The following is a 20,059-nucleotide window of genomic DNA, read 5'->3' as shown; positions in this document are numbered from 1 at the left end:
TATGTTGCTGTACCCGGACAATTATTGTTTTTCTAACTTGTACTTCATTCTAATCTGGCTTAAAATAAAATGGTAGCTACCAATACAAATGATGAGGATTAAGAAATGACTGAAAATCGTTATGAACTAAATAAAAACTTGGCGCAGATGCTTAAGGGCGGTGTTATTATGGATGTGCAGAACCCTGAACAGGCTCGTATCGCAGAGGCTGCTGGTGCGGCAGCTGTTATGGCCTTGGAGCGGATTCCAGCTGATATTCGTGCAGCTGGTGGAGTTTCCCGTATGAGTGATCCAAAGATGATTAAGGAAATCCAAGAAGCGGTCAGCATTCCAGTGATGGCCAAGGTCAGAATCGGGCATTTTGTTGAAGCTCAGATTTTAGAGGCTATTGAGATTGACTATATCGATGAGAGTGAAGTGCTGTCTCCAGCTGACGACCGTTTCCATGTGGATAAGAAAGAATTCCAAGTTCCTTTTGTCTGTGGAGCTAAGGATTTGGGTGAAGCCTTGCGCCGTATCGCTGAAGGAGCTTCTATGATTCGTACCAAAGGAGAACCGGGGACAGGTGACATCGTTCAAGCCGTTCGCCATATGCGTATGATGAATCAGGAAATTCGTCGCATTCAAAATCTACGCGAAGATGAACTTTATGTAGCTGCTAAGGACTTGCAAGTCCCTGTTGAATTGGTCCAATACGTTCATGAACATGGAAAATTGCCAGTTGTAAACTTTGCAGCTGGAGGTGTGGCAACGCCAGCAGATGCTGCGCTGATGATGCAATTGGGGGCAGAGGGCGTCTTTGTCGGTTCAGGTATTTTCAAGTCAGGAGATCCTGTTAAACGAGCAAGTGCTATTGTCAAAGCCGTAACCAACTACCAAAATCCTCAAATTCTGGCTCAAATCTCTGAAGACCTAGGGGAAGCCATGGTTGGTATCAATGAGAATGAAATCCAAATTCTCATGGCTGAGCGAGGAAAATAGATGAAAATTGGAATATTGGCCTTGCAAGGTGCCTTTGCAGAACATGCAAAAGTGATAGATAAACTAGGAGTCGCTAGTGTCCAAATAAGAAATTTGGATGATTTTCAACAACATCAGAGTGACTTGGTGGGTTTGATATTACCTGGCGGTGAGTCTACAACCATGGGCAAGCTCTTGTGCGACCAGAACATGCTGCTTCCCATCCGAGAAGCCATTCTATCTGGATTACCCGTTTTTGGGACCTGTGCGGGCTTAATCTTGCTAGCTAAGGAAATCACTTCTCAGGAAGAAAGTCATCTAGCGACTATGGACATAGTAGTAGAGCGCAATGCCTATGGGCGCCAACTAGGAAGTTTTTATACAGAGGCAGAATGTAAGGGAGTCGGTCAGATTCCCATGACCTTTATCCGTGGTCCGATTATCAGTAGTGTTGGAGAGGGTGTAGAAATTCTAGCAACAGTTGATGATCAAATCGTTGCTGCGCAAGAAAAAAATATGCTGGTAACGTCTTTTCATCCAGAATTGACAGATGATGTTGGCTTACACCAGTATTTTATCAATATGTGTAAAGAAAAAAGTTGAGAAAAGATTCTCAACTTTTTTACATGTAATAAACAATCGCGATATATTGAAGTGCAGATGCCGCTAGGATAAAGAGATGCCAAATCATGTGGAAATAAGGTTTTTTCTTAGCGTAAAATCCAGCTCCAACTGTATAACAAAGTCCACCGGTTACCATGAGACTCCAGAAAATTGGTGTTGTTTGACTGATAATGGCAGGAATGATAGCCAGAACCAACCAGCCCATAATCAGGTAAAGGGCAAGGCTGAACTTCTCATTGACCTTTTTAGCAAAGATTTTATAGAGGATGCCAAAGATGGTCGTTCCCCACTGAATGGCAATAATCAGATAGCCAAACCAGTTATTCATCAAAGTCAATACGACCGGCGTATAAGAGCCTGCGATAGCCACATAAATCATAGAATGGTCGATGATTCGCAAGACGTATTTGTGGGTCGAACCATAGGCCATAGAGTGGTAAATGGTTGATGAGAGGAACATGAGAAAGAGACTGATAACAAAGATTGAAACACCAAAAGATGATAAAAATCCGTGTGCTTCATAACTATAGGTGGATGAAATAGGGAGCAAGATGAGCATGATAACGGCACCCACAGCATGGGTCACGCTATTGGCAATCTCCTCTCCAAAACTGAGTTTTTTACTGAGCTTTAGACTGGTATTCATTGGATTTCCTCCTCTTCTTTGATAAGGATTAAGTCTAGAGTTTGATGATAGAGTTTAACCGTTTGACAGCTAGTTTGGATAATAGGATTTTCTGGATCAATCCCATGGTTCATGTAGTCTACAAAAGCATCGTAGAGCTGGTCTGAGCTCGCTTGAGTTTGCAGAGTATTGAGGGTCTGAGCGATTTCTTGGATCGAAAAGACAGACTTGAGAGTGGTGATGGCAATCAAACGGGCAATCTGTCTGCGTTGGTATTTTTTCTTGTCTGGCTTTGTCAGGTAACCATGTTTGACATAGTTATTGACCATGGATGCTGTTAGTCCCTTGTCTTTATCTGGAGAGATAGGGGCACAGACTTGATTGACATAAAGCAAAACCTGATCCAGATAGAGGTCAATATTTGGAATGTCTTCCCATTTTGGGTAGGAAAAGTTAGAATTCATTTCCAACTCCTTTTTATCTAGTTTTGATAACTAGATTATAAAATAATAAAAAACAAAAGTCAAGTTTCAACTGCTTGTAGAAAGCTTTAAATTATGCTATGATGAGAGAAAATAATTAGAAATGAGGGGAAAAGATGGAGATTCGTTTAGCTTTTCCAAACGAAGTAGATGCGATTATGCAGGTGATGGAGGATGCTAAAAAGTGCTTAGCCAAGTCCGGTAGTGACCAGTGGCAAAATGGCTATCCAAATGCCGACATCATTATCGATGATATCATCTCAGGTCAAGCTTATGTGGCCTTGGAAGAAGGAGAACTGCTAGCTTATGCTGCTGTGACCAAGAGCCCAGAGGAAGCCTATGAAGCCATTTATGAAGGGAGTTGGCAGGGGGGAGAATCAGAATATCTGGTCTTTCACCGTATCGCTGTGGCAGCAGATGTCCAAGGACAAGGTGTTGCTCAGACTTTCCTAGAAGGCTTGATTGAAGGTTTTGATTATCTAGATTTTCGTTCAGATACGCATGCAGAAAACAAGGTTATGCAGCATATCTTTGAAAAGCTAGGCTTCCAAAAGGTTGGTAAGGTTCCAGTTGATGGGGAACGTTTGGCCTATCAGAAATTAAAAAAATGAAGCAGAAAAAGTACGCAAAAATGCTCTACCCGTCGCCAATTGGAACCTTATCCTTAGTTGCTGACGAGCAATATCTGTATGGAATTTGGGTACAGGACCAAACCCATTTTGAGAGGGGATTAGGGGATGAAACGATAGAAGAAGTTGCTAGCCATCCTGTATTAGAGCAAGTTATTTCCTATTTAGATACCTATTTCGAAGGCAGTGTTCAGGACCTATCAGACTTACCTTTGGCTCCTATTGGAACGGATTTTGAAAAGCGAGTCTGGACTTATTTACAGGCCATTCCTTATGGTCAGACAGTAACTTACGGACAAATAGCGCAAGACCTGCAAGTGGCTTCTGCTCAAGCTATTGGCGGAGCAGTGGGGCGTAATCCTTGGTCCATACTCGTACCCTGCCATCGTGTGCTGGGATCAGGCAATCGTCTGACAGGCTATGCATCTGGAGTCGAAAAGAAAGCCTGGCTCTTGCAACATGAAGGTGCAGCATTTCAAGAAAATAAAAAATAGAAAGAAAAGAAGATGTTAGAATTTATCGAATATCCAAAATGTTCAACTTGTAAGAAAGCAAAAAATGAATTGGATAAACTTGGACTGGAATACCAAGATGTCCACATCGTAGAAGAAACACCAAGTGAAGAAGTGATTTTGAACTGGTTGGAATCTTCCGGTTTTGAAGTGAAACAATTTTTCAATACTAGCGGGATCAAATACCGTGAACTGGGCTTGAAAGATAAGGTGGGAAGTTTGTCAAAACAAGAAGCAGCCAAGCTTCTAGCGAGTGATGGTATGTTATTGAAACGTCCAATTTTGGTGGAGAATGGTGCTGTTAAACAAATCGGCTATAGAAAAACCTATGAGGACTTAGGTTTGAGATAGTTTTTATTTATCTCCTTGATAGGTAAAATATATAGCCTCCCTGTTTTAAAGTGTGATAAACTAGAAGATAGACAAAGTCTGAGCAGCCCGTAGCAAATAATTTGCTTGCGCGCAGAAGTATGATAGAATGAATCATTATCAGGAGAGGATGTTTTTATGACTGTTACAACATTTTTAGCATCAGATTGGTACCAAAGTTTGATGCAATTCATTCCGGATGGTAAGCTCTTTAGTTTGCGTTCGGTCTTTGATGGAATTCCAAGGATTGTCCAACAATTGCCTACAACCTTGATGTTGACGCTTGGAGGTGCACTCTTTGGTTTGCTACTTGCCCTAATTTTTGCCATTGTTAAGATCAATCGTGTTAGGATTTTATATCCCTTGCAAGCCTTTTTCGTTAGCTTCTTAAAAGGTACCCCAATCCTAGTTCAACTTATGTTGACCTACTATGGAATTCCTTTGTTACTGAAAGCTATCAACCAACAATGGGGAACTGGTCTCAATATCAATGCGATTCCAGCAGCGCTTTTTGCGATTGTGGCCTTTGCTTTTAATGAGGCGGCTTATGCAAGTGAAACGATTCGTGCGGCCATCCTTTCTGTTAATCCCGGTGAAATTGAGGCGGCACGCAGTTTGGGTATGACGCGAGCGCAAGTTTATCGTCGCGTGATTATTCCAAATGCGGCGGTAGTTGCGACTCCAACCTTGATTAATTCCCTCATCGGTTTGACCAAGGGGACTTCTCTAGCCTTTAGCGCAGGTGTTGTGGAGGTCTTTGCCCAAGCTCAGATTTTAGGTGGAGCTGATTATCGCTATTTTGAACGTTTCATCTCCGTAGCCCTTGTCTATTGGGTAGTCAATATCGGAATTGAAAGCCTCGGCCGTTTCATCGAGAGAAAAATGGCTATCTCAGCACCGGATACAGTGTCTACAGATGTGAAAGGAGACCTTCGTTAATGATTAAGATTTCGAATTTAAGCAAATCCTTTTCAGGACAGACAGTCTTGAATCATCTGAACTTGGATATCCAAAAAGGTGAGGTAGTGGCTTTGATTGGTTCATCTGGAGCTGGGAAATCAACCTTTCTTCGAAGTTTAAATTATCTTGAAACTCCAGATAGTGGAACGATTCAGATTGACAATTTTAAAGTTGATTTTTCTCAGATTAGCCAAGAAGAAATTCTAACCCTTCGTCGCAAGTTGTCTATGGTTTTCCAACAGTTTAATTTGTTTGAACGCCGAACTGCTCTTGACAATGTCAAGGAAGGTTTGATTGTCGTTAAAAAATTATCGGACGAGGAAGCAACAAAAATCGCTAAGGAAGAGTTGGCCAAGGTTGGTCTTTCTGATCGTGAAAACCATTATCCTCGCCATTTATCAGGTGGACAAAAGCAACGGGTTGCCCTCGCGCGTGCGCTTGCTATGAAACCAGATGTCTTGCTCTTGGACGAACCAACATCAGCTCTTGATCCAGAATTGGTCGGAGAAGTGGAAAAATCTATTGCAGATGCCGCTAAGTCTGGTCAGACCATGATCTTGGTTAGTCACGATATGTCTTTTGTAGCCCAAGTGGCAGATAAGATTTTGTTCCTAGATAAAGGGAAAATCATCGAGTCAGGCACACCGGATGAAATCATCAATCATCCGAAAGAAGAACGGACAAAAGAATTTTTTGCTAGTTACAAACGGACTTATATTTGATATAATAGAAAAAGGAAAACTCAGTTAGTTGGACTAGCTGAGTTTACTCTTTAAAAAAGATAGAAACGAGAGAGATCATGCTACTGCATTTATTTTCTTTATATTTCGAGAGTTTGATCTTAACGACCATCCTTGTCGTGATTTTTCTGGGGATTTGGATTGGATTGAGAGCCATGTCTGGTGTGGACAAGACAGCCAAAGCTCGCCAAGCTCATCTCTATGATATGATTATGATTGGAGTTTTGGTCGTTCCGGTGTTATCCTTTGCCGTCATGAGTTTGCTCTTGGTTTTCAAGGCATAATCCTTGCGTGACTAGCAAGAATGAGTTAGAATAAAGATAGTTACAACAAGAAAGAAGGAATCGAAATGTACGATACGATTATTGTCGGTGCTGGACCTGCGGGAATGACCGCTGCCTTATATGCTGCTCGCAGCAATCTGAAAGTGGCTTTGATTGAAGGTGGTCTGCCAGGCGGGCAAATGAATAACACATCTGATATTGAAAACTATCCAGGTTATGCCAATATCAGTGGACCTGAATTGGCTGAAAAGATGTTTGAACCACTTGAAAACCTTGGAGTGGAGCATCTTTATGGCTATGTTGAAAATATTGAAGACCAGGGTGACTATAAGAAGGTAATCACTGATGATCAAGTTTACGAAACCCGTACGGTCATTGTGGCAACTGGGTCAAAACACCGTCTTTTGGGTGTACCTGGAGAAGAAGAACTGAACAGTCGTGGTGTTTCTTACTGTGCCGTATGTGATGGAGCCTTTTTCCGTGACCAAGACTTGCTCGTAGTCGGTGGTGGAGATTCAGCGGTAGAAGAAGCTCTGTTCTTGACTCGCTTTGCCAAGACTGTCACTATTGTTCACCGTCGAGATGAACTTCGTGCCCAAAAGGTTTTGCAAGACCGTGCTTTTGCAAATGAGAAAGTCAACTTTATCTGGGATTCTGTTGTCAAAGAAATCAAAGGTGAAAACCGAGTAGAATCTGTCGTATTTGAAAATGTAAAAACGGGTCAAGTGACAGAGCAAGCCTTCGGTGGTGTCTTTATATATGTTGGTTTGGATCCTGTTAGCGATTTTGTTAAAGAATTGAATATTCAAGACCAGGCAGGCTGGATTGTAACAGATAATCACATGAAAACTGCCGTTGACGGTATCTTTGCAGTTGGAGATGTTCGCCAGAAAGACCTTCGCCAAGTGACAACAGCAGTTGGAGATGGGGCTATCGCTGGTCAAGAAGCCTATAAATTTATCACAGAACATAGTTAAGAAAAAAGTTTCCAATCAAGTGATTGGAAACTTTTTTTATAGTCTGTTTCGGAAAACTTCGTACATGAGAATGGCTGCAGCAACACTGGCATTGAGGCTTTGAACATGCCCATTCATGGGAATGGTAATCATTTCATCGACCTGTTTTTTGATGTTGCTGGAGATGCCTTTTCCTTCATTTCCGATGATGAGGGCGATTTTCCCTTTTGTATTCCACTTGTGGCAAGGGGTACCGTTCATATCCGTTCCAAAGGTCCAGAAGCCTTCATCCTTGAGTTTATCTAAGGTTTGACTGAGGTTGGTCACTCGCGCAATCGGTACATGCTCAATAGCACCTGTGGCCGTTTTGGCAACGACAGGAGTCACTCCGACAGCACGGTGCTTGGGAATGATGACACCTGAAACATTGGTCGCATCAGCTGTTCGCAAGATTGAACCCAGATTATGAGGGTCAGTTAGACCATCCAGAATCAATAGCAAAGGATTTTCTTCTTGACGTGTTTTTGCAAGGATGTGATCCAGCTCGCTATAGGCAAATTCTGACACTCGTAGAACAAAACCTTGGTGAACAGCGCCTTCGGTCATCTCAGACAGGGATTTTTTTGAAGTCCAAGAAATGGACACCTTTTTTTCTGTAGCCAGTTCCTTGACCTTCTCAACATTCTTACCTCGAAGATCTTCTTGGAGGTAGAGTTTATTTCCAGTGTTTGCAAGGAGGGCTTCTGTAACGGCGTGGACGCCATAGACAATATCATTTGTTTTCATGCCTCTATTATAACACAAAACCCCGTCTTGCAACGGGATTTTCTTTATTCGAGGATGAGGAGTCCATCTTTGACAGCAAATGGGTCTTTTTCGTTGATACGATCGTAAAACATGATTCCGTTTATATGATCAATTTCATGTTGGACAACGATAGAGTTGTATCCCTTGAGCTTGATTCGGTGTTTTTCGCCATCCTTGTCAAAGTAATCAACAGTGACACGGGCATGACGGACAACATAGCCAGGCACATTTCGGTCAACAGAAAGACACCCTTCTCCTTCGCCAAGAGCAGCGTCCTGAACAGAGTGAGATACAATTTTTGGATTGTACATAATAGCTTGCAAGTCGTAGGCTTCCTGTGGAGTTTCACCTTCTTCCACAATATTTGGGACCAAGACGGCAATAATGCGTTTTGAAATATCGAGTTGGGGAGCAGCCAGCCCAACACCACCGCGGAGCCCCATTTTCTCAGCCATAACAGGATCTTGGGAATGTTTGAGGAATTGCATCATCTTTTCACCAAGGATGATTTCCTGGTCAGACAGTGGGAAAGTGACCTCCTCAGCAACTGCGCGAAGAGTTGGATTCCCCTCGCGGATAATATCGTTCATATCAATTAAGTGAGCAGCTTTTGTAATACGTTCTATTGTAGACATTTTCTCTCCTTTCATTACCTCTACATGATAACACAAAATAGGCGAGAAAGAAAGTCGCAGAAGTTCCTAAAAAATAATATAATAAACGGTATTCCTCTTTTGTCTGTGGTATAATAAAAGAAAAGACTTGCACCAAAAAGCAAGGGGGAATAAAGATGGAAAAGCGACAAGATAGACGGTCTCAGGGCTCTCTTTATGGGGTGTGGAGAACTAGTGTGGATTTCTTTCGGAATTATAAATCCTGGACCAATGCCCAGTTTATTATTGTGTTATTGCTTGCAGTTGCCTTATCCATGGGGGGGAACTTATTAGTTCGAGCAGTACAAGGTAGTAAGGGAACAAGCCCTGGTAGCCAAACTCTTGATTCAGCTAGTACATCTGGTCAATCCAAGGAAGATCAGTCTGGTGAAACAACGGCACGTATCATGGCAAATGGTGACCTTCTTTATCATATCCCTATCTACCGAACAGCTCTTAAAGAAGATGGGACCTATGATTTCCATGAAAATTTTGAGTATGTAAAACCCTGGCTCAAACAAGCGGATTTGGTGATTGGTGACTTTGAAGGAACGGTGAACAAGGACCACTACTTGGCAGGTTATCCTCTTTTTAATGCACCAGGGGAAGTCATGGATGCGATCAAGGATGCAGGCTACCAAGTTCTAGACTTGGCTCATAATCATATTTTGGATTCTCAAATTGAGGGAGTGGTTTCAACGGCTCAAGCTATTGAAAAGGCTGGAATGACACCCATCGGAGTCTACACACATGAATCCCGTGACCAAGCCCCTATAGTCATCAAGGAAGTCAATGGTATCAAGGTAGCTCTCCTGGCCTATTCTTATGGTTTTAATGGCATTGAGCAGTATATCTCTCAAGAGGACTATAATCGCTATCTTTCTGATTTGAATGAAGATAAGATGAAGGCAGAAATCGAGCGCGCAGAGAAAGAAGCGGATATTACTGTCATCATGCCTCAGATGGGAATTGAGTACCAGCTAGAACCAACGGAAGAACAGAAAACACTGTACCATAAGATGATTGACTGGGGAGCTGATATTATCTTTGGAGGACATCCTCACGTCGTTGAACCTGCCGAAACAGTTGAAAAAGATGGTGACAAAAAACTGATTATCTATTCCATGGGAAATTTCCTCTCAAATCAACGCATTGAAACCATGCAAGACGAGGAAAATGCCAAGTGGACAGAGCGCGGTGTTCTTATGGATGTGACCATTAAGAAAAAAGATGGAAAGACAAGGATTGAAACCGCCAAAGCGCATCCTACTTGGGTCAATCGAACACCTAAAGGAACTTACTCTCCAGAAGGCTATCCGCTTTTCCTCTATCAGACCTATATCCTAGAGGACTTCATCGAGGGGGGCAGTCACCGTGACAAGTTGGACGAGGCGACCAAGGAACGAATTGACACGGCCTATAAAGAAATGAATGAACATGTAGGGTTGAAGTGGTAGACGCTCGCCCTAAAGGAGACGAGATGACGATTAAATTAATTGCAACGGATATGGATGGAACTTTGCTGGATCCAAGAGGGCAACTGGACTTGCCGCGTTTAGAAAAGATTTTAGACCAATTAGATGAACGAGGTATCCGTTTTGTCATTGCGACGGGGAATGAAGTTCACCGTATGAGGCAATTACTAGAACACTTGGCGAGTAGAGTAGTTCTAGTCGTTGCCAATGGGGCGCGTATTTTTGAAAACAATGAACTGATTCAAGCGCAGACCTGGGATGATGCTATGGTTGACAAGGCTCTCCTTCATTTTAAAGGGAGAGAGTGCCGAGATCAGTTCGTCGTCACTAGTATGAACGGGAGTTTTGTCAAGGAAGGGACTGTTTTTACAGACCTAGAAAAATTTATGACACCAGAGATGATTGAAAAACTTTACCAAAGGACCAATTTTGTGGATGAGCTAAACTCAGACCTCTTTGGAGGAGTTCTAAAGATGAGCATGGTCGTTGGTGAAGAACGTTCTAGTTCAGTTTTGCAGGAAATCAATGATCTCTTTGATGGTCATGTAAGGGCTGTTTCTAGCGGTTATGGCTGTATTGATATCCTGCAAGCTGGGGTTCACAAGGCTTGGGGATTGGAAGAATTACTCAAGCGCTGGAATTTGACATCGGAACAAATCATGGCTTTTGGTGATAGCGAAAATGATGTTGAGATGTTGGAACTGGCTGGGATTGCCTATGCTATGCAAAATGCAGCTGATGAGGTTAAGGCAGTTGCGACTGCCCTAGCACCAGCTAACAACCAGGCAGGCGTTTATCAAGTTCTAGAGAATTGGTTAGAGAAAGAGGGATAGGGTGGCAGTACAGTTATTAGAGAATTGGCTCTTAAAGGAGCAGGAAAAAATTCAAACCAAGTATCGTGAATTGAATCAAGTATCTGTTCTAGAGCCAGATATCATCTTTATTGGTGATTCGATAGTGGAATATTACCCTCTTCAAGAGTTATTTGGGGATGCCATGACGATTGTTAATCGGGGCATCCGAGGCTACCAGACGAGACTTTTATTAGAGAATTTGGATGCCCATCTTTATGGTGATGCTGTGGATCAAATTGTTCTCTTGATTGGGACAAACGATATCGGAAAAGATGTTTCCATGAATGAAACCTTGGATAATCTTGAGCGTGTGATCCAATCGATTGCCCGAGAATATCCGCTGTCACAAATAAAGCTCCTTTCGATTTTGCCAGTCAATGAGGGAGAGAAATACAAGCAGACAGTATATATTCGTACCAATGAAAAGATTAGAGAATGGAATCAAGCCTATGAGGCTCTAGCATCCGCCTATGTGCAGGTAGATTTTGTGTCGATTTATGATAGTTTGACAGATACAGAAGGACAACTTCAATCAGCCTATACAACGGATGGTCTCCATCTAAGTGTAGCCGGTTATCAAGCCTTATCAGAAGCCTTAAAAGGGGTTCTTTTCTAAAGAAACGGCTTGATTTTGCATTTTTTTTGAAGATAGGTTATAATAGTTCTAACATCCTGGGGTCGTTACGGATTCGACAGGCATTATGAGGCATATTTTGCAACCCGTGTGGCGACGTAAACGCTCAGTTAAATATAACTGCAAAAAATAACACTTCTTACGCTCTAGCTGCCTAAAAACCAGCAGGCGTGACCTGATTTGGATTGCTCGTGTTCAATGACAGGTCTTATGATTAGCGAGATACGATCAAGCCTTGTCTAGTGGTTTGATAAGAGAATAATAGACTCGCAGTTCCTAGGCTTGAGTTATGTGTCGAGGGACTGTTAAAATAATACATAACCTATGGTTGTAGACAAATATGTTGGCAGGTGTTTGGACGTGGGTTCGACTCCCACCGGCTCCATTATGAACAGGTATACAGTAGATTTTTTCCAAATTGTATCCTTTGTTGTATCCTTCGTTGTATCCTATTTATTCTAGTATGTTAGTGGAGAATTACTCAAGAGGCTGAAGAGGACGGTTTGCTAAATCGTTAGGTCGGGTAACTGGCGCGGGGGTTCGAATCCCCCATTCTCCGTTAGATAAACCCAGTGTTTTTCTAAATAACTATCCTTGGAGGTAGTCTCCAAGAGTAAATTTTCATAATGAGGTGAAACATGAAAAAGATCAAGTTACTAAGTATCTTAGCACTTTCAACAGTTGTCTTGGGTGCATGTTCTGTATTTTCTAATCAGTCATCTGAAGCTTCTTCTGATAACAAGGAGAATACGGAACAAGTTGAGAAGAAAGATGAAGCAGCAGAAGTTAAAGAAAAAGTTACAAAAGATGCTGAGATTCTCTTAGACTCAGTTCTTACTAGCGACTCTGCTCGATTTAAGAAGATTTATGGCGACACTTATGAAAAATGGACTGAGGCAGTATTTGCTGTACAAACAAGTGAAAAAATCAAAGAAGAAGGTCTTTCACCTGCATCTACCTATTCAGTACAATGGCACAAAGATTTCCCTGTAGAAACTCCAGAAGAAACCATTTCAGGTTTCTTGAAGATGAGACGTAGATTATATCAAGATATCGGTTCTTACACTGTTAAAGACGTGAAGGTTGATGAATCAGGAAATACAGCGACTGTTACCTTCAACTCTAAGAAGTTGCACTCTAAAGGATTGGCTTCATCTACAAGGGAAGTTCTCACTACTCTTATTGGAGGTGTTGATAACCTAGGTAAATACAATCAAGCTGGTTCAAACGTTGACATCAAGCGTTACCAAACATTGGTTTCTTACTGGATTTTTGAGCATCTATTTAAGAAAGATTTCTCAACCTACAGTGACGTTGATCCTAACTTAGCTCATACACCTTTCACTACTGGTGATTTTGATACAGAAATCAAATTAACCAAGGATAAGGATGGAAACTGGCTGATTTCACAAGAAGATTACCGTACTTTGGCAACAGAGTTGCTTGATGATACAGAAGGTTATGATAAAATTGTCCGTAAAAACTCAACTAAGTCTAATGATAAATCAACAGACAAGTCTTCAGATAAATCTTCAAACAAATCCACTGATAAATCAACAGACAAATCTTCAGATAAAAAAGATAAAAGTAATATCTAATCCTAAGATTTAGAAGAAAAACAAGTAGTCTTAATAAACTACTTGTTTTTTTATGAATTAGGATAGGGGAGGATACAGACAAATATGGTGTGATAGTTAGAGTAACTCAGCCTTTCATTTCTAGATATTATTCTTAGAACGATAAAAAAACTGCATTGAGGTGCAGTTTTTCTTTTTCTACGGAAGACATGGGATTCGAACCCACGCACGCTGTTACACGCCTACCGCGTTTCCAACACGGCCTCTTAAGCCTCTTGAGTAATCTTCCAATACTTACTCAAATAGTCTACCATAAAGCCACTTATCTTGCAATAAAAATTTTGGAAATAAGAAAAATGATAGAATTTGAAAGAAAATGATAAAAAATGCTTGACTTTAGTAGAGAATGTGCTAGAATGAATAGTGTAAACGATAACAGGAGGTGATTTGGTGTTAAAAACTGAGCGGAAGCAATTGATTTTAGAAGAGTTAAATCAACATCATGTAGTTTCCCTAGAAAAATTGGTTAATCTATTAGAAACATCAGAATCGACAGTACGAAGAGATTTGGACGAGTTGGAGGCGGAGAACAAGCTTCGCCGTGTACATGGAGGAGCAGAATTACCCCACTCCTTGCAGGAAGAAGAAACCATCCAAGAAAAATCTGTCAAAAACCTTCAAGAGAAGAAGCTACTGGCTCAAAAAGCAGCATCCCTTATTAAGGAAAAAGATGTCATCTTTATCGATGCTGGAACGACAACTGCTTTTTTAATCAGGGAATTGGTTAATAAGAATATCACAGTTGTGACCAACTCCATTCACCATGCGGTTCAGTTGGTTGAAAAACAGATTCCAACTGTCATGGTTGGAGGGAGTGTCAAGATGGCAACAGATGCATGTATCGGTGGAGTTGCTCTTAATCAAATTAACCAATTGCACTTTGACCGTGCCTTTATCGGGATGAATGGTGTCGACGATGGTTATTATACGACTCCAGATATGGAGGAGGGAGCCGTTAAGCGTGCTATTTTAGAGAATGCCAAACAAACCTATGTCTTGGTTGATTCGTCAAAGATTGGTCAAACTTGCTTTGCCAAGGTAGCGCCACTTAAACGCGCTATTGTCATCACAAGTCAAGGGCATGAGCTCTTGCAGGCTATTAAGAAGAAAACGGAGGTAATAGAAGTATGATTTATACAGTCACACTCAATCCATCCATTGACTATATCGTGCGCTTGGACCAAGTTCAAGTCGGCAGTGTCAATCGTATGGACAGTGATGATAAGTTTGCTGGTGGGAAAGGAATCAATGTCAGTCGAGTTTTGAAACGCTTGGGTATTCCAAATACAGCGACTGGATTTATCGGAGGTTTTACTGGTAAATTTATCACAGATACTTTGGCAGAAGAGGAAATCGAAACTCGTTTTGTCCAAGTAGCAGAAGATACTCGTATCAATGTTAAAATCAAAGCAGACCAAGAAACAGAAATCAACGGGACTGGTCCTAATGTTGAACCGGCTCAGCTAGAAGAATTGAAAGCTATCTTATCTAGTTTAACAGCAGAAGATACAGTGGTGTTTGCAGGTTCAAGTGCTAAGAATCTAGGTAATGTTATCTACAAAGATTTGATTGCCTTGACACGCCAGACTGGTGCGCAAGTGGTTTGTGACTTTGAAGGACAGACCTTGATTGATAGTTTGGACTACCAGCCACTTTTGGTTAAACCAAACAATCACGAACTTGGAGCTATCTTTGGAGTGAAACTCGAAAGTTTAGATGAAATCGAGAACTATGCTCGTCAGTTACTGGCCAAAGGTGCTCAAAACGTTATCATCTCTATGGCTGGCGACGGTGCTCTTCTTGTCACATCTGAGGGATCTTACTTCGCCAAACCTATCAAGGGAACAGTCAAAAATTCAGTGGGAGCTGGCGACTCAATGGTTGCTGGATTTACCGGTGAATTTGTCAAATCAAAAGACGCAGTAGAAGCCTTCAAATGGGGAGTGGCTTGTGGAACAGCAACTACCTTCTCGGATGACTTGGCAACAGCGGAATTTATTAAAGAAACATATGAAAAAGTTGAGGTAGAAAAACGATGAAAATTCAAGACCTATTGAGAAAAGATGTCATGTTGCTGGATTTGCAGGCAACTGAAAAAACAGCTGTCATCGAAGAGATGATTAAAAGTTTGGTAGATCACGGTTACGTGACGGATTTTGAAACCTTTAAAGAAGGAATCTTAGCGCGTGAAGCTCTAACTTCCACTGGTTTGGGTGATGGAATCGCTATGCCTCACAGCAAGAACTCTGCAGTTAAAGAAGCTACGGTTCTCTTTGCTAAGTCAAACAAGGGTGTTGACTACGAAAGCTTAGATGGGCAACCAACAGATCTCTTCTTCATGATTGCAGCTCCAGAAGGTGCCAATGATACTCACTTGGCAGCCTTGGCAGAATTGTCTCAATACTTGATGAAAGACGGATTTGCTGACAAACTTCGTCAAGTAACATCTGCAGATCAAGTTATCGAACTCTTTAACCAAGCTTCAGAAAAAGCTGAGGAGCCTGTTCAAGTACCTGCTAATGACTCTGACGACTTTATCGTAGCTGTTACAGCTTGTACGACAGGTATTGCCCACACATACATGGCTCAAGAAGCCCTTCAAAAAGTGGCTGCTGAAATGGGTGTTGGGATTAAGGTTGAAACAAACGGAGCTAGCGGTGTTGGTAACCAACTAACTGTAGAGGACATCCGCAAGGCTAAAGCTGTTATCATCGCTGCTGACAAGGCTGTAGAGATGGATCGCTTTGATGGAAAACCTTTGGTTAACCGTCCAGTTGCAGACGGTATCCGTAAGACAGAAGAGCTGATCAACTTGGCTCTTTCAGGAGATGCTGAAGTTTATCGTGCTGCTAATGGAGCAAAAGCTGCAACAGCATCTAATGAAAAACAAAGTATCGGTGGAGCTTTCTACAAACACTTGATGAGTGGTGTATCTCAAATGTTACCATTCGTTATCGGTGGTGGTATCATGATTGCCCTCGCCTTCTTAATCGACGGAGCTTTTGGTGTGCCACAAGATAGTCTTGGCAACCTCGGATCCTACCATGAACTAGCTTCTATGTTCATGAAAATCGGTGGGGCTGCCTTTGGCTTGATGCTTCCAGTTTTTGCAGGATACGTAGCCTACTCTATCGCTGAAAAACCAGGTTTGGTAGCTGGTTTTGTGGCTGGTGCTATTGCCAAAGAAGGTTTTGCCTTTGGTAAAATTCCTTATGCCGCAGGTGGTGAAGCAACTTCAACCCTTGCAGGTGTCTCATCTGGTTTCCTAGGCGCCCTTGTTGGTGGATTTATCGCAGGTGCTTTAGTTCTTGCCATCAAGAAATACGTAAAAGTTCCTCGTTCACTTGAAGGTGCTAAATCAATCCTTCTCTTGCCACTTCTTGGAACAATCTTGACTGGATTTGTTATGTTAGCTGTCAACATCCCAATGGCAGAAATCAACACTGCTATGAATAACTTCCTAGGCGGTCTTGGGGGAGGTTCAGCTGTCCTTCTTGGTATCGTTCTTGGGGGCATGATGGCTGTTGATATGGGTGGGCCAGTTAATAAAGCGGCTTATGTCTTTGGTACAGGTACGCTTGCAGCGACTGTTTCTTCAGGTGGTTCTGTAGCTATGGCAGCAGTTATGGCTGGAGGAATGGTTCCACCACTTGCTATCTTTGTCGCAACCCTTCTTTTCAAAGATAAATTTACCAAAGAAGAACGCAACTCTGGTTTAACAAACATAATCATGGGCTTGTCATTCATCACTGAAGGAGCGATCCCATTTGGTGCAGCAGACCCAGCTCGTGCGATTCCAAGCTTCATCCTTGGTTCTGCAGTAGCAGGAGGACTCGTTGGTCTTGCAGGAATCAAACTCATGGCACCACACGGAGGAATCTTCGTCATCGCCCTTACTTCAAATGCCCTTCTCTACCTTGCCTTTGTTTTGGTTGGCGCAATTGTAAGTGGTGTGGTTTATGGTTACCTACGCAAACCACAAGCATAAAAAGGATTAGAATAGAAAGATTGTTACCATTTGGTGCAATCTTTTTCTCTATTCGAAATGGCTGTGAAATATGGTATAATAAAAGAATGGCAAACAAGAATACTACGAAAACAAGACGGAGACCGTCTAAAGCAGAACTTGAAAGAAAACAGGCTATCCAGAGGATGTTGATTTCCTTAGGGATTGCCTTATTGTTGATTATTGCAGCCCTTAAACTCGGTGCAGCAGGTGTCACTCTTTACAATCTCATTCGACTGGTGGTCGGAAGTTTGGCCTATGTGGCCATAGGTGGTCTCCTTATCTATCTTTTTCTTTTTAAATGGATACGCAAGCAAGAGGGACTTCTGTCAGGATTTCTTTGTATCTTCGCTGGCTTACTCTTAATTTTTGAGGCTTATCTTGTCTGGAAATTTGGCTTGGAGCAGTCAGTCCTAAAAGGGACCCTGTCTCAAGTTATGACGGACCTGACTGGTATGCGAGTGACTAGCTTCGCTGGTGGAGGCTTGCTTGGTGTCGGACTTTATATTCCCATAGCCTTTCTTTTCTCCAATATCGGATCATACTTTATTGGAGTTCTCTTGATTCTAGTTGGGGCACTCTTGGTTAGTCCCTGGTCTATTTACGATGTTGCAGCCTTTATTGGAGCTCAGTTCAGATCCTTCATGGAAAAACAGGAACAGAGAAAACAGGAACGCTTCATCAAGAGAGAAGAAGAGAAGGCTCGTCAAGAAGCTGAAGAAGCAGCCAGAATTCAGAGAGAACAAGAAGAACAGGATGCGCTGCCACTTCCTCCTGTAGATCCTGAAACGGGAGAAATCTTATCTGAAGTACCAGACTACGATTTCCCACCAATTCCTGAGGAAGAGTGGATCGAACCGGAGATTATCCTCCCTCAAACAGATTTTGACGTTCCTGATGTGGAAGAGGATTTTGAGGATGAAGAGGTACAGGTTGATTTTTCTGCCAAGGAAGCCCTTGAATACAAGTTACCAAGCTTGCAACTCTTTGCGCCAGATAAACCCAAAGATCAGTCCAAGGAAAAGAAGATTGTTCGAGAAAATATCAAAATCCTAGAAGAAACCTTTGCTAGCTTTGGTATCAAGGTGACGGTGGAACGGGCTGAAATTGGGCCATCAGTAACCAAGTATGAAGTCAAGCCAGCAGTTGGAGTACGGGTTAACCGTATTTCCAATCTGGCAGACGACTTAGCGCTGGCTCTGGCGGCCAAGGATGTTCGGATTGAGGCTCCGATCCCTGGTAAATCCTTAGTCGGAATTGAAGTACCCAACTCTGAGATTGCGACCGTTTCCTTCCGTGAACTCTGGGAACAGTCTCAAACTAAACCAGAAAATCTCCTCGAAATTCCTCTAGGTAAGGCTGTCAATGGAACTGCTCGCACCTTTGACCTTTCCAAGATGCCCCACCTACTCGTTGCAGGTTCGACGGGATCAGGGAAGTCAGTCGCAGTTAACGGTATTATCGCCAGCATTCTGATGAAAGCAAGACCAGATCAGGTCAAGTTTATGATGGTGGATCCAAAGATGGTTGAGTTATCCGTTTACAATGACATTCCTCACCTCTTGATTCCAGTTGTGACCAATCCACGCAAGGCCAGCAAGGCTCTGCAAAAGGTTGTGGATGAGATGGAAAACCGTTATGAACTCTTCGCTAAGGTTGGTGTGCGAAATATCGCTGGTTACAATGCCAAGGTCGAGGAATTTAATAGCCAATCTGAGTATAAACAAGTACCCCTGCCTTTGATTGTTGTCATTGTAGATGAGTTGGCAGACCTCATGATGGTGGCTAGCAAGGAAGTAGAAGATGCCATCATTCGTCTCGGACAGAAGGCGCGTGCTGCAGGGATTCACATGATTCTCGCAACGCAACGTCCATCGGTTGATGTTATCTCTGGTCTTATCAAGGCCAATGTCCCATCTCGTGTGGCTTTTGCAGTTTCATCAGGTACAGATTCACGAACCATCTTGGATGAGAATGGAGCAGAAAAACTGCTCGGTCGAGGAGATATGCTCTTTAAACCAATTGATGAAAATCATCCAGTCCGTCTGCAAGGTTCCTTTATCTCGGATGATGATGTTGAACGTATCGTAAACTTCATCAAGGCTCAGGCAGATGCGGACTACGATGACAGCTTTGACCCAGGAGATGTTCCTGAAAATGAAGGAGATTTTTCTGATGGTGAAGCTGGTGGCGATCCGCTTTTTGAAGAAGCTAAGGCTTTGGTTATCGAAACCCAGAAAGCTAGCGCTTCAATGATTCAGCGTCGTTTGTCAGTTGGATTTAATCGTGCGACCCGCCTTATGGAAGAACTCGAAATGGCAGGTGTCATCGGTCCAGCTGAGGGAACCAAACCACGAAAAGTATTGCAACAATAAAAAATAGCTTCTTTCCAAATTTGGAAAGAAGCTATTTTGGTGATTACTGGTTCGTTTTAGTTTCAGAACTCGTCGTATTTGACTGTGTTCCATTATCGCTTGTTTCTTTTGTTGAGGAAGGTGTAGAAGGATCCTGAGTTGTTGTTTTCTGTTCTTCTTTTTTCTCCTCTTTTTTATTGGATTGAGAAGTTTCTTCTTGCGGAGTATTTTCTTTAGTAGGAGTGTTGTCCCTGTTAGGTGTAGTATTTTCCTGAGGGGCTTCTTTTTGAATTTCCTTGACAACAGTTGTTTGGGTTGTCGTCGGTTCTTTTTTGTTGTTTTTGTTATTATCCATGGCGTTCATGATGGTAATAGTAGCGGTGATGAGACCAAGGATACTACCGATGGTAGCAATCGTTTTTTGAAAGACAGTAAAGCCCTTTTTGATGTGTTCTGTTTTTGGTTTTGAAGTTCTACGATAGTTAGACATGATACTCT

22 protein-coding genes, 2 tRNA genes and 1 other RNA gene are annotated in these 20,059 nt (G+C 42.3%); 19 read left to right on the top strand and 6 right to left on the bottom strand.

The window, feature by feature from the left end:
* Nucleotides 1-105: 105 nt before the first annotated feature.
* Together pdxS and pdxT are read left to right on the top strand one after the other, a co-directional pair.
* Nucleotides 106-981, top strand: a complete 876-nt coding sequence (gene pdxS, locus CO686_RS06095) for a pyridoxal 5'-phosphate synthase lyase subunit PdxS (RefSeq protein WP_000138520.1) — start codon at nucleotides 106-108, stop codon at nucleotides 979-981.
* Nucleotides 982-1,563: a pyridoxal 5'-phosphate synthase glutaminase subunit PdxT gene (gene pdxT, locus CO686_RS06090; RefSeq protein ID WP_049550339.1), complete on the top strand. Its 582-nt coding sequence runs from the start codon at nucleotides 982-984 to the stop codon at nucleotides 1,561-1,563.
* 19 nt (nucleotides 1,564-1,582) lie between these two features.
* Here pdxT and trhA read toward each other — a convergent pair whose 3' ends face one another.
* Both trhA and CO686_RS06080 read right to left on the bottom strand, forming a co-directional pair.
* Nucleotides 1,583-2,230, bottom strand: a complete 648-nt coding sequence (gene trhA / locus CO686_RS06085) for a PAQR family membrane homeostasis protein TrhA (protein ID WP_001097972.1) — start codon at nucleotides 2,228-2,230, stop codon at nucleotides 1,583-1,585.
* Complete coding sequence (locus CO686_RS06080) at nucleotides 2,227-2,673, bottom strand: DUF1836 domain-containing protein (protein ID WP_049550340.1); 447 nt, start codon at nucleotides 2,671-2,673, stop codon at nucleotides 2,227-2,229. Before CO686_RS06080 ends, trhA begins: the two co-directional genes overlap by 4 nt.
* 134 nt (nucleotides 2,674-2,807) lie before the next feature.
* On the opposite strand from CO686_RS06080, the gene CO686_RS06075 reads away from it, so the two are divergent.
* The 7 genes from CO686_RS06075 (at nucleotide 2,808) to trxB (ending at nucleotide 7,162) form a co-directional block, all read left to right on the top strand.
* Nucleotides 2,808-3,302 (top strand): GNAT family N-acetyltransferase, encoded by a 495-nt coding sequence (locus CO686_RS06075; RefSeq protein WP_049550341.1) that lies wholly within the window; start codon nucleotides 2,808-2,810, stop codon nucleotides 3,300-3,302.
* A complete protein-coding gene (locus tag CO686_RS06070; RefSeq protein WP_049520740.1) occupies nucleotides 3,299-3,814 on the top strand; it encodes a methylated-DNA--[protein]-cysteine S-methyltransferase in 516 nt (171 codons plus the stop codon). The genes CO686_RS06075 and CO686_RS06070 overlap by 4 nt, the downstream gene beginning before the upstream one ends.
* Nucleotides 3,815-3,826: 12 nt before the next feature.
* Nucleotides 3,827-4,183, top strand: coding sequence for an arsenate reductase family protein (locus CO686_RS06065; protein ID WP_049550342.1), 357 nt, complete (start codon nucleotides 3,827-3,829; stop codon nucleotides 4,181-4,183).
* Between the two features lie 156 nt (nucleotides 4,184-4,339).
* On the top strand, nucleotides 4,340-5,140 hold the full coding sequence (locus tag CO686_RS06060; RefSeq protein WP_000219157.1) for an amino acid ABC transporter permease: 801 nt from the start codon (nucleotides 4,340-4,342) through the stop codon (nucleotides 5,138-5,140).
* A complete protein-coding gene (locus tag CO686_RS06055) occupies nucleotides 5,140-5,883 on the top strand; it encodes an amino acid ABC transporter ATP-binding protein (RefSeq protein WP_000590996.1) in 744 nt (247 codons plus the stop codon). Before CO686_RS06060 ends, CO686_RS06055 begins: the two co-directional genes overlap by 1 nt.
* Before the next feature lie 77 nt (nucleotides 5,884-5,960).
* Nucleotides 5,961-6,185 (top strand): DUF4059 family protein, encoded by a 225-nt coding sequence (locus CO686_RS06050; RefSeq protein WP_000924294.1) that lies wholly within the window; start codon nucleotides 5,961-5,963, stop codon nucleotides 6,183-6,185.
* A 65-nt stretch (nucleotides 6,186-6,250) separates the two neighbouring features.
* Nucleotides 6,251-7,162: a thioredoxin-disulfide reductase gene (gene trxB, locus CO686_RS06045; protein WP_000272345.1), complete on the top strand. Its 912-nt coding sequence runs from the start codon at nucleotides 6,251-6,253 to the stop codon at nucleotides 7,160-7,162.
* Nucleotides 7,163-7,198: 36 nt separating this feature from the next.
* Here the strand turns inward: trxB and rlmB are convergent, their stop codons facing one another.
* A complete protein-coding gene (gene rlmB / locus CO686_RS06040) occupies nucleotides 7,199-7,927 on the bottom strand; it encodes a 23S rRNA (guanosine(2251)-2'-O)-methyltransferase RlmB (RefSeq protein ID WP_000855742.1) in 729 nt (242 codons plus the stop codon).
* 44 nt (nucleotides 7,928-7,971) lie between these two features.
* Nucleotides 7,972-8,583, bottom strand: a complete 612-nt coding sequence (def, locus tag CO686_RS06035) for a peptide deformylase (RefSeq protein ID WP_065371699.1) — start codon at nucleotides 8,581-8,583, stop codon at nucleotides 7,972-7,974.
* Between the two features lie 155 nt (nucleotides 8,584-8,738).
* On the opposite strand from def, the gene CO686_RS06030 reads away from it, so the two are divergent.
* The 6 genes from CO686_RS06030 (at nucleotide 8,739) to CO686_RS06005 (ending at nucleotide 13,162) form a co-directional block, all read left to right on the top strand.
* The gene (locus CO686_RS06030; RefSeq protein WP_083306903.1) at nucleotides 8,739-10,058 is read left to right on the top strand and encodes a CapA family protein; all 1,320 of its coding nucleotides are present in this window, start codon (nucleotides 8,739-8,741) and stop codon (nucleotides 10,056-10,058) included.
* A gap of 23 nt (nucleotides 10,059-10,081) precedes the next feature.
* A complete protein-coding gene (locus tag CO686_RS06025; RefSeq protein ID WP_070535467.1) occupies nucleotides 10,082-10,909 on the top strand; it encodes a Cof-type HAD-IIB family hydrolase in 828 nt (275 codons plus the stop codon).
* A 1-nt stretch (nucleotide 10,910) separates the two neighbouring features.
* On the top strand, nucleotides 10,911-11,546 hold the full coding sequence (locus tag CO686_RS06020; protein WP_070535464.1) for an SGNH/GDSL hydrolase family protein: 636 nt from the start codon (nucleotides 10,911-10,913) through the stop codon (nucleotides 11,544-11,546).
* Nucleotides 11,547-11,604: 58 nt separating this feature from the next.
* Nucleotides 11,605-11,952: a transfer-messenger RNA gene (ssrA, locus tag CO686_RS06015) on the top strand.
* A gap of 83 nt (nucleotides 11,953-12,035) precedes the next feature.
* Nucleotides 12,036-12,123, top strand: a tRNA-Ser gene (locus CO686_RS06010).
* A 79-nt stretch (nucleotides 12,124-12,202) separates the two neighbouring features.
* Complete coding sequence (locus CO686_RS06005; RefSeq protein WP_000721422.1) at nucleotides 12,203-13,162, top strand: hypothetical protein; 960 nt, start codon at nucleotides 12,203-12,205, stop codon at nucleotides 13,160-13,162.
* 180 nt (nucleotides 13,163-13,342) lie between these two features.
* On the opposite strand, the gene CO686_RS06000 is transcribed toward CO686_RS06005, so the two are convergent.
* Nucleotides 13,343-13,430: transfer RNA gene (locus CO686_RS06000), tRNA-Ser, on the bottom strand.
* A 161-nt stretch (nucleotides 13,431-13,591) separates the two neighbouring features.
* On the opposite strand from CO686_RS06000, the gene CO686_RS05995 reads away from it, so the two are divergent.
* The 4 genes from CO686_RS05995 to CO686_RS05980 all read left to right on the top strand — a co-directional run bounded on the left by CO686_RS05995 (nucleotide 13,592) and on the right by CO686_RS05980 (nucleotide 19,582).
* Nucleotides 13,592-14,332, top strand: coding sequence for a DeoR/GlpR family DNA-binding transcription regulator (locus CO686_RS05995; RefSeq protein ID WP_000920628.1), 741 nt, complete (start codon nucleotides 13,592-13,594; stop codon nucleotides 14,330-14,332).
* Complete coding sequence (gene pfkB, locus CO686_RS05990) at nucleotides 14,329-15,240, top strand: 1-phosphofructokinase (protein WP_096753620.1); 912 nt, start codon at nucleotides 14,329-14,331, stop codon at nucleotides 15,238-15,240. Before CO686_RS05995 ends, pfkB begins: the two co-directional genes overlap by 4 nt.
* Entirely contained in the window at nucleotides 15,237-17,189 is a 1,953-nt protein-coding gene (locus CO686_RS05985) for a PTS fructose transporter subunit IIABC (RefSeq protein ID WP_049501585.1), read from the top strand. The genes pfkB and CO686_RS05985 overlap by 4 nt, the downstream gene beginning before the upstream one ends.
* An 86-nt stretch (nucleotides 17,190-17,275) precedes the next feature.
* Nucleotides 17,276-19,582, top strand: coding sequence for a DNA translocase FtsK (locus CO686_RS05980; RefSeq protein ID WP_080979141.1), 2,307 nt, complete (start codon nucleotides 17,276-17,278; stop codon nucleotides 19,580-19,582).
* A 43-nt stretch (nucleotides 19,583-19,625) separates the two neighbouring features.
* Here CO686_RS05980 and CO686_RS05975 read toward each other — a convergent pair whose 3' ends face one another.
* Nucleotides 19,626-20,051 (bottom strand): DUF6556 family protein, encoded by a 426-nt coding sequence (locus CO686_RS05975; protein ID WP_049501330.1) that lies wholly within the window; start codon nucleotides 20,049-20,051, stop codon nucleotides 19,626-19,628.
* Nucleotides 20,052-20,059: the final 8 nt, after the last annotated feature.

Source organism: Streptococcus oralis (assembly GCF_002386345.1).
In the GTDB taxonomy this organism is placed as follows: Bacteria; Bacillota; Bacilli; order Lactobacillales; family Streptococcaceae; genus Streptococcus; species Streptococcus oralis_S.
Note: the sequence above shows the minus strand (reverse complement) of the source record. Positions and strands in the feature narration are given on the sequence as shown.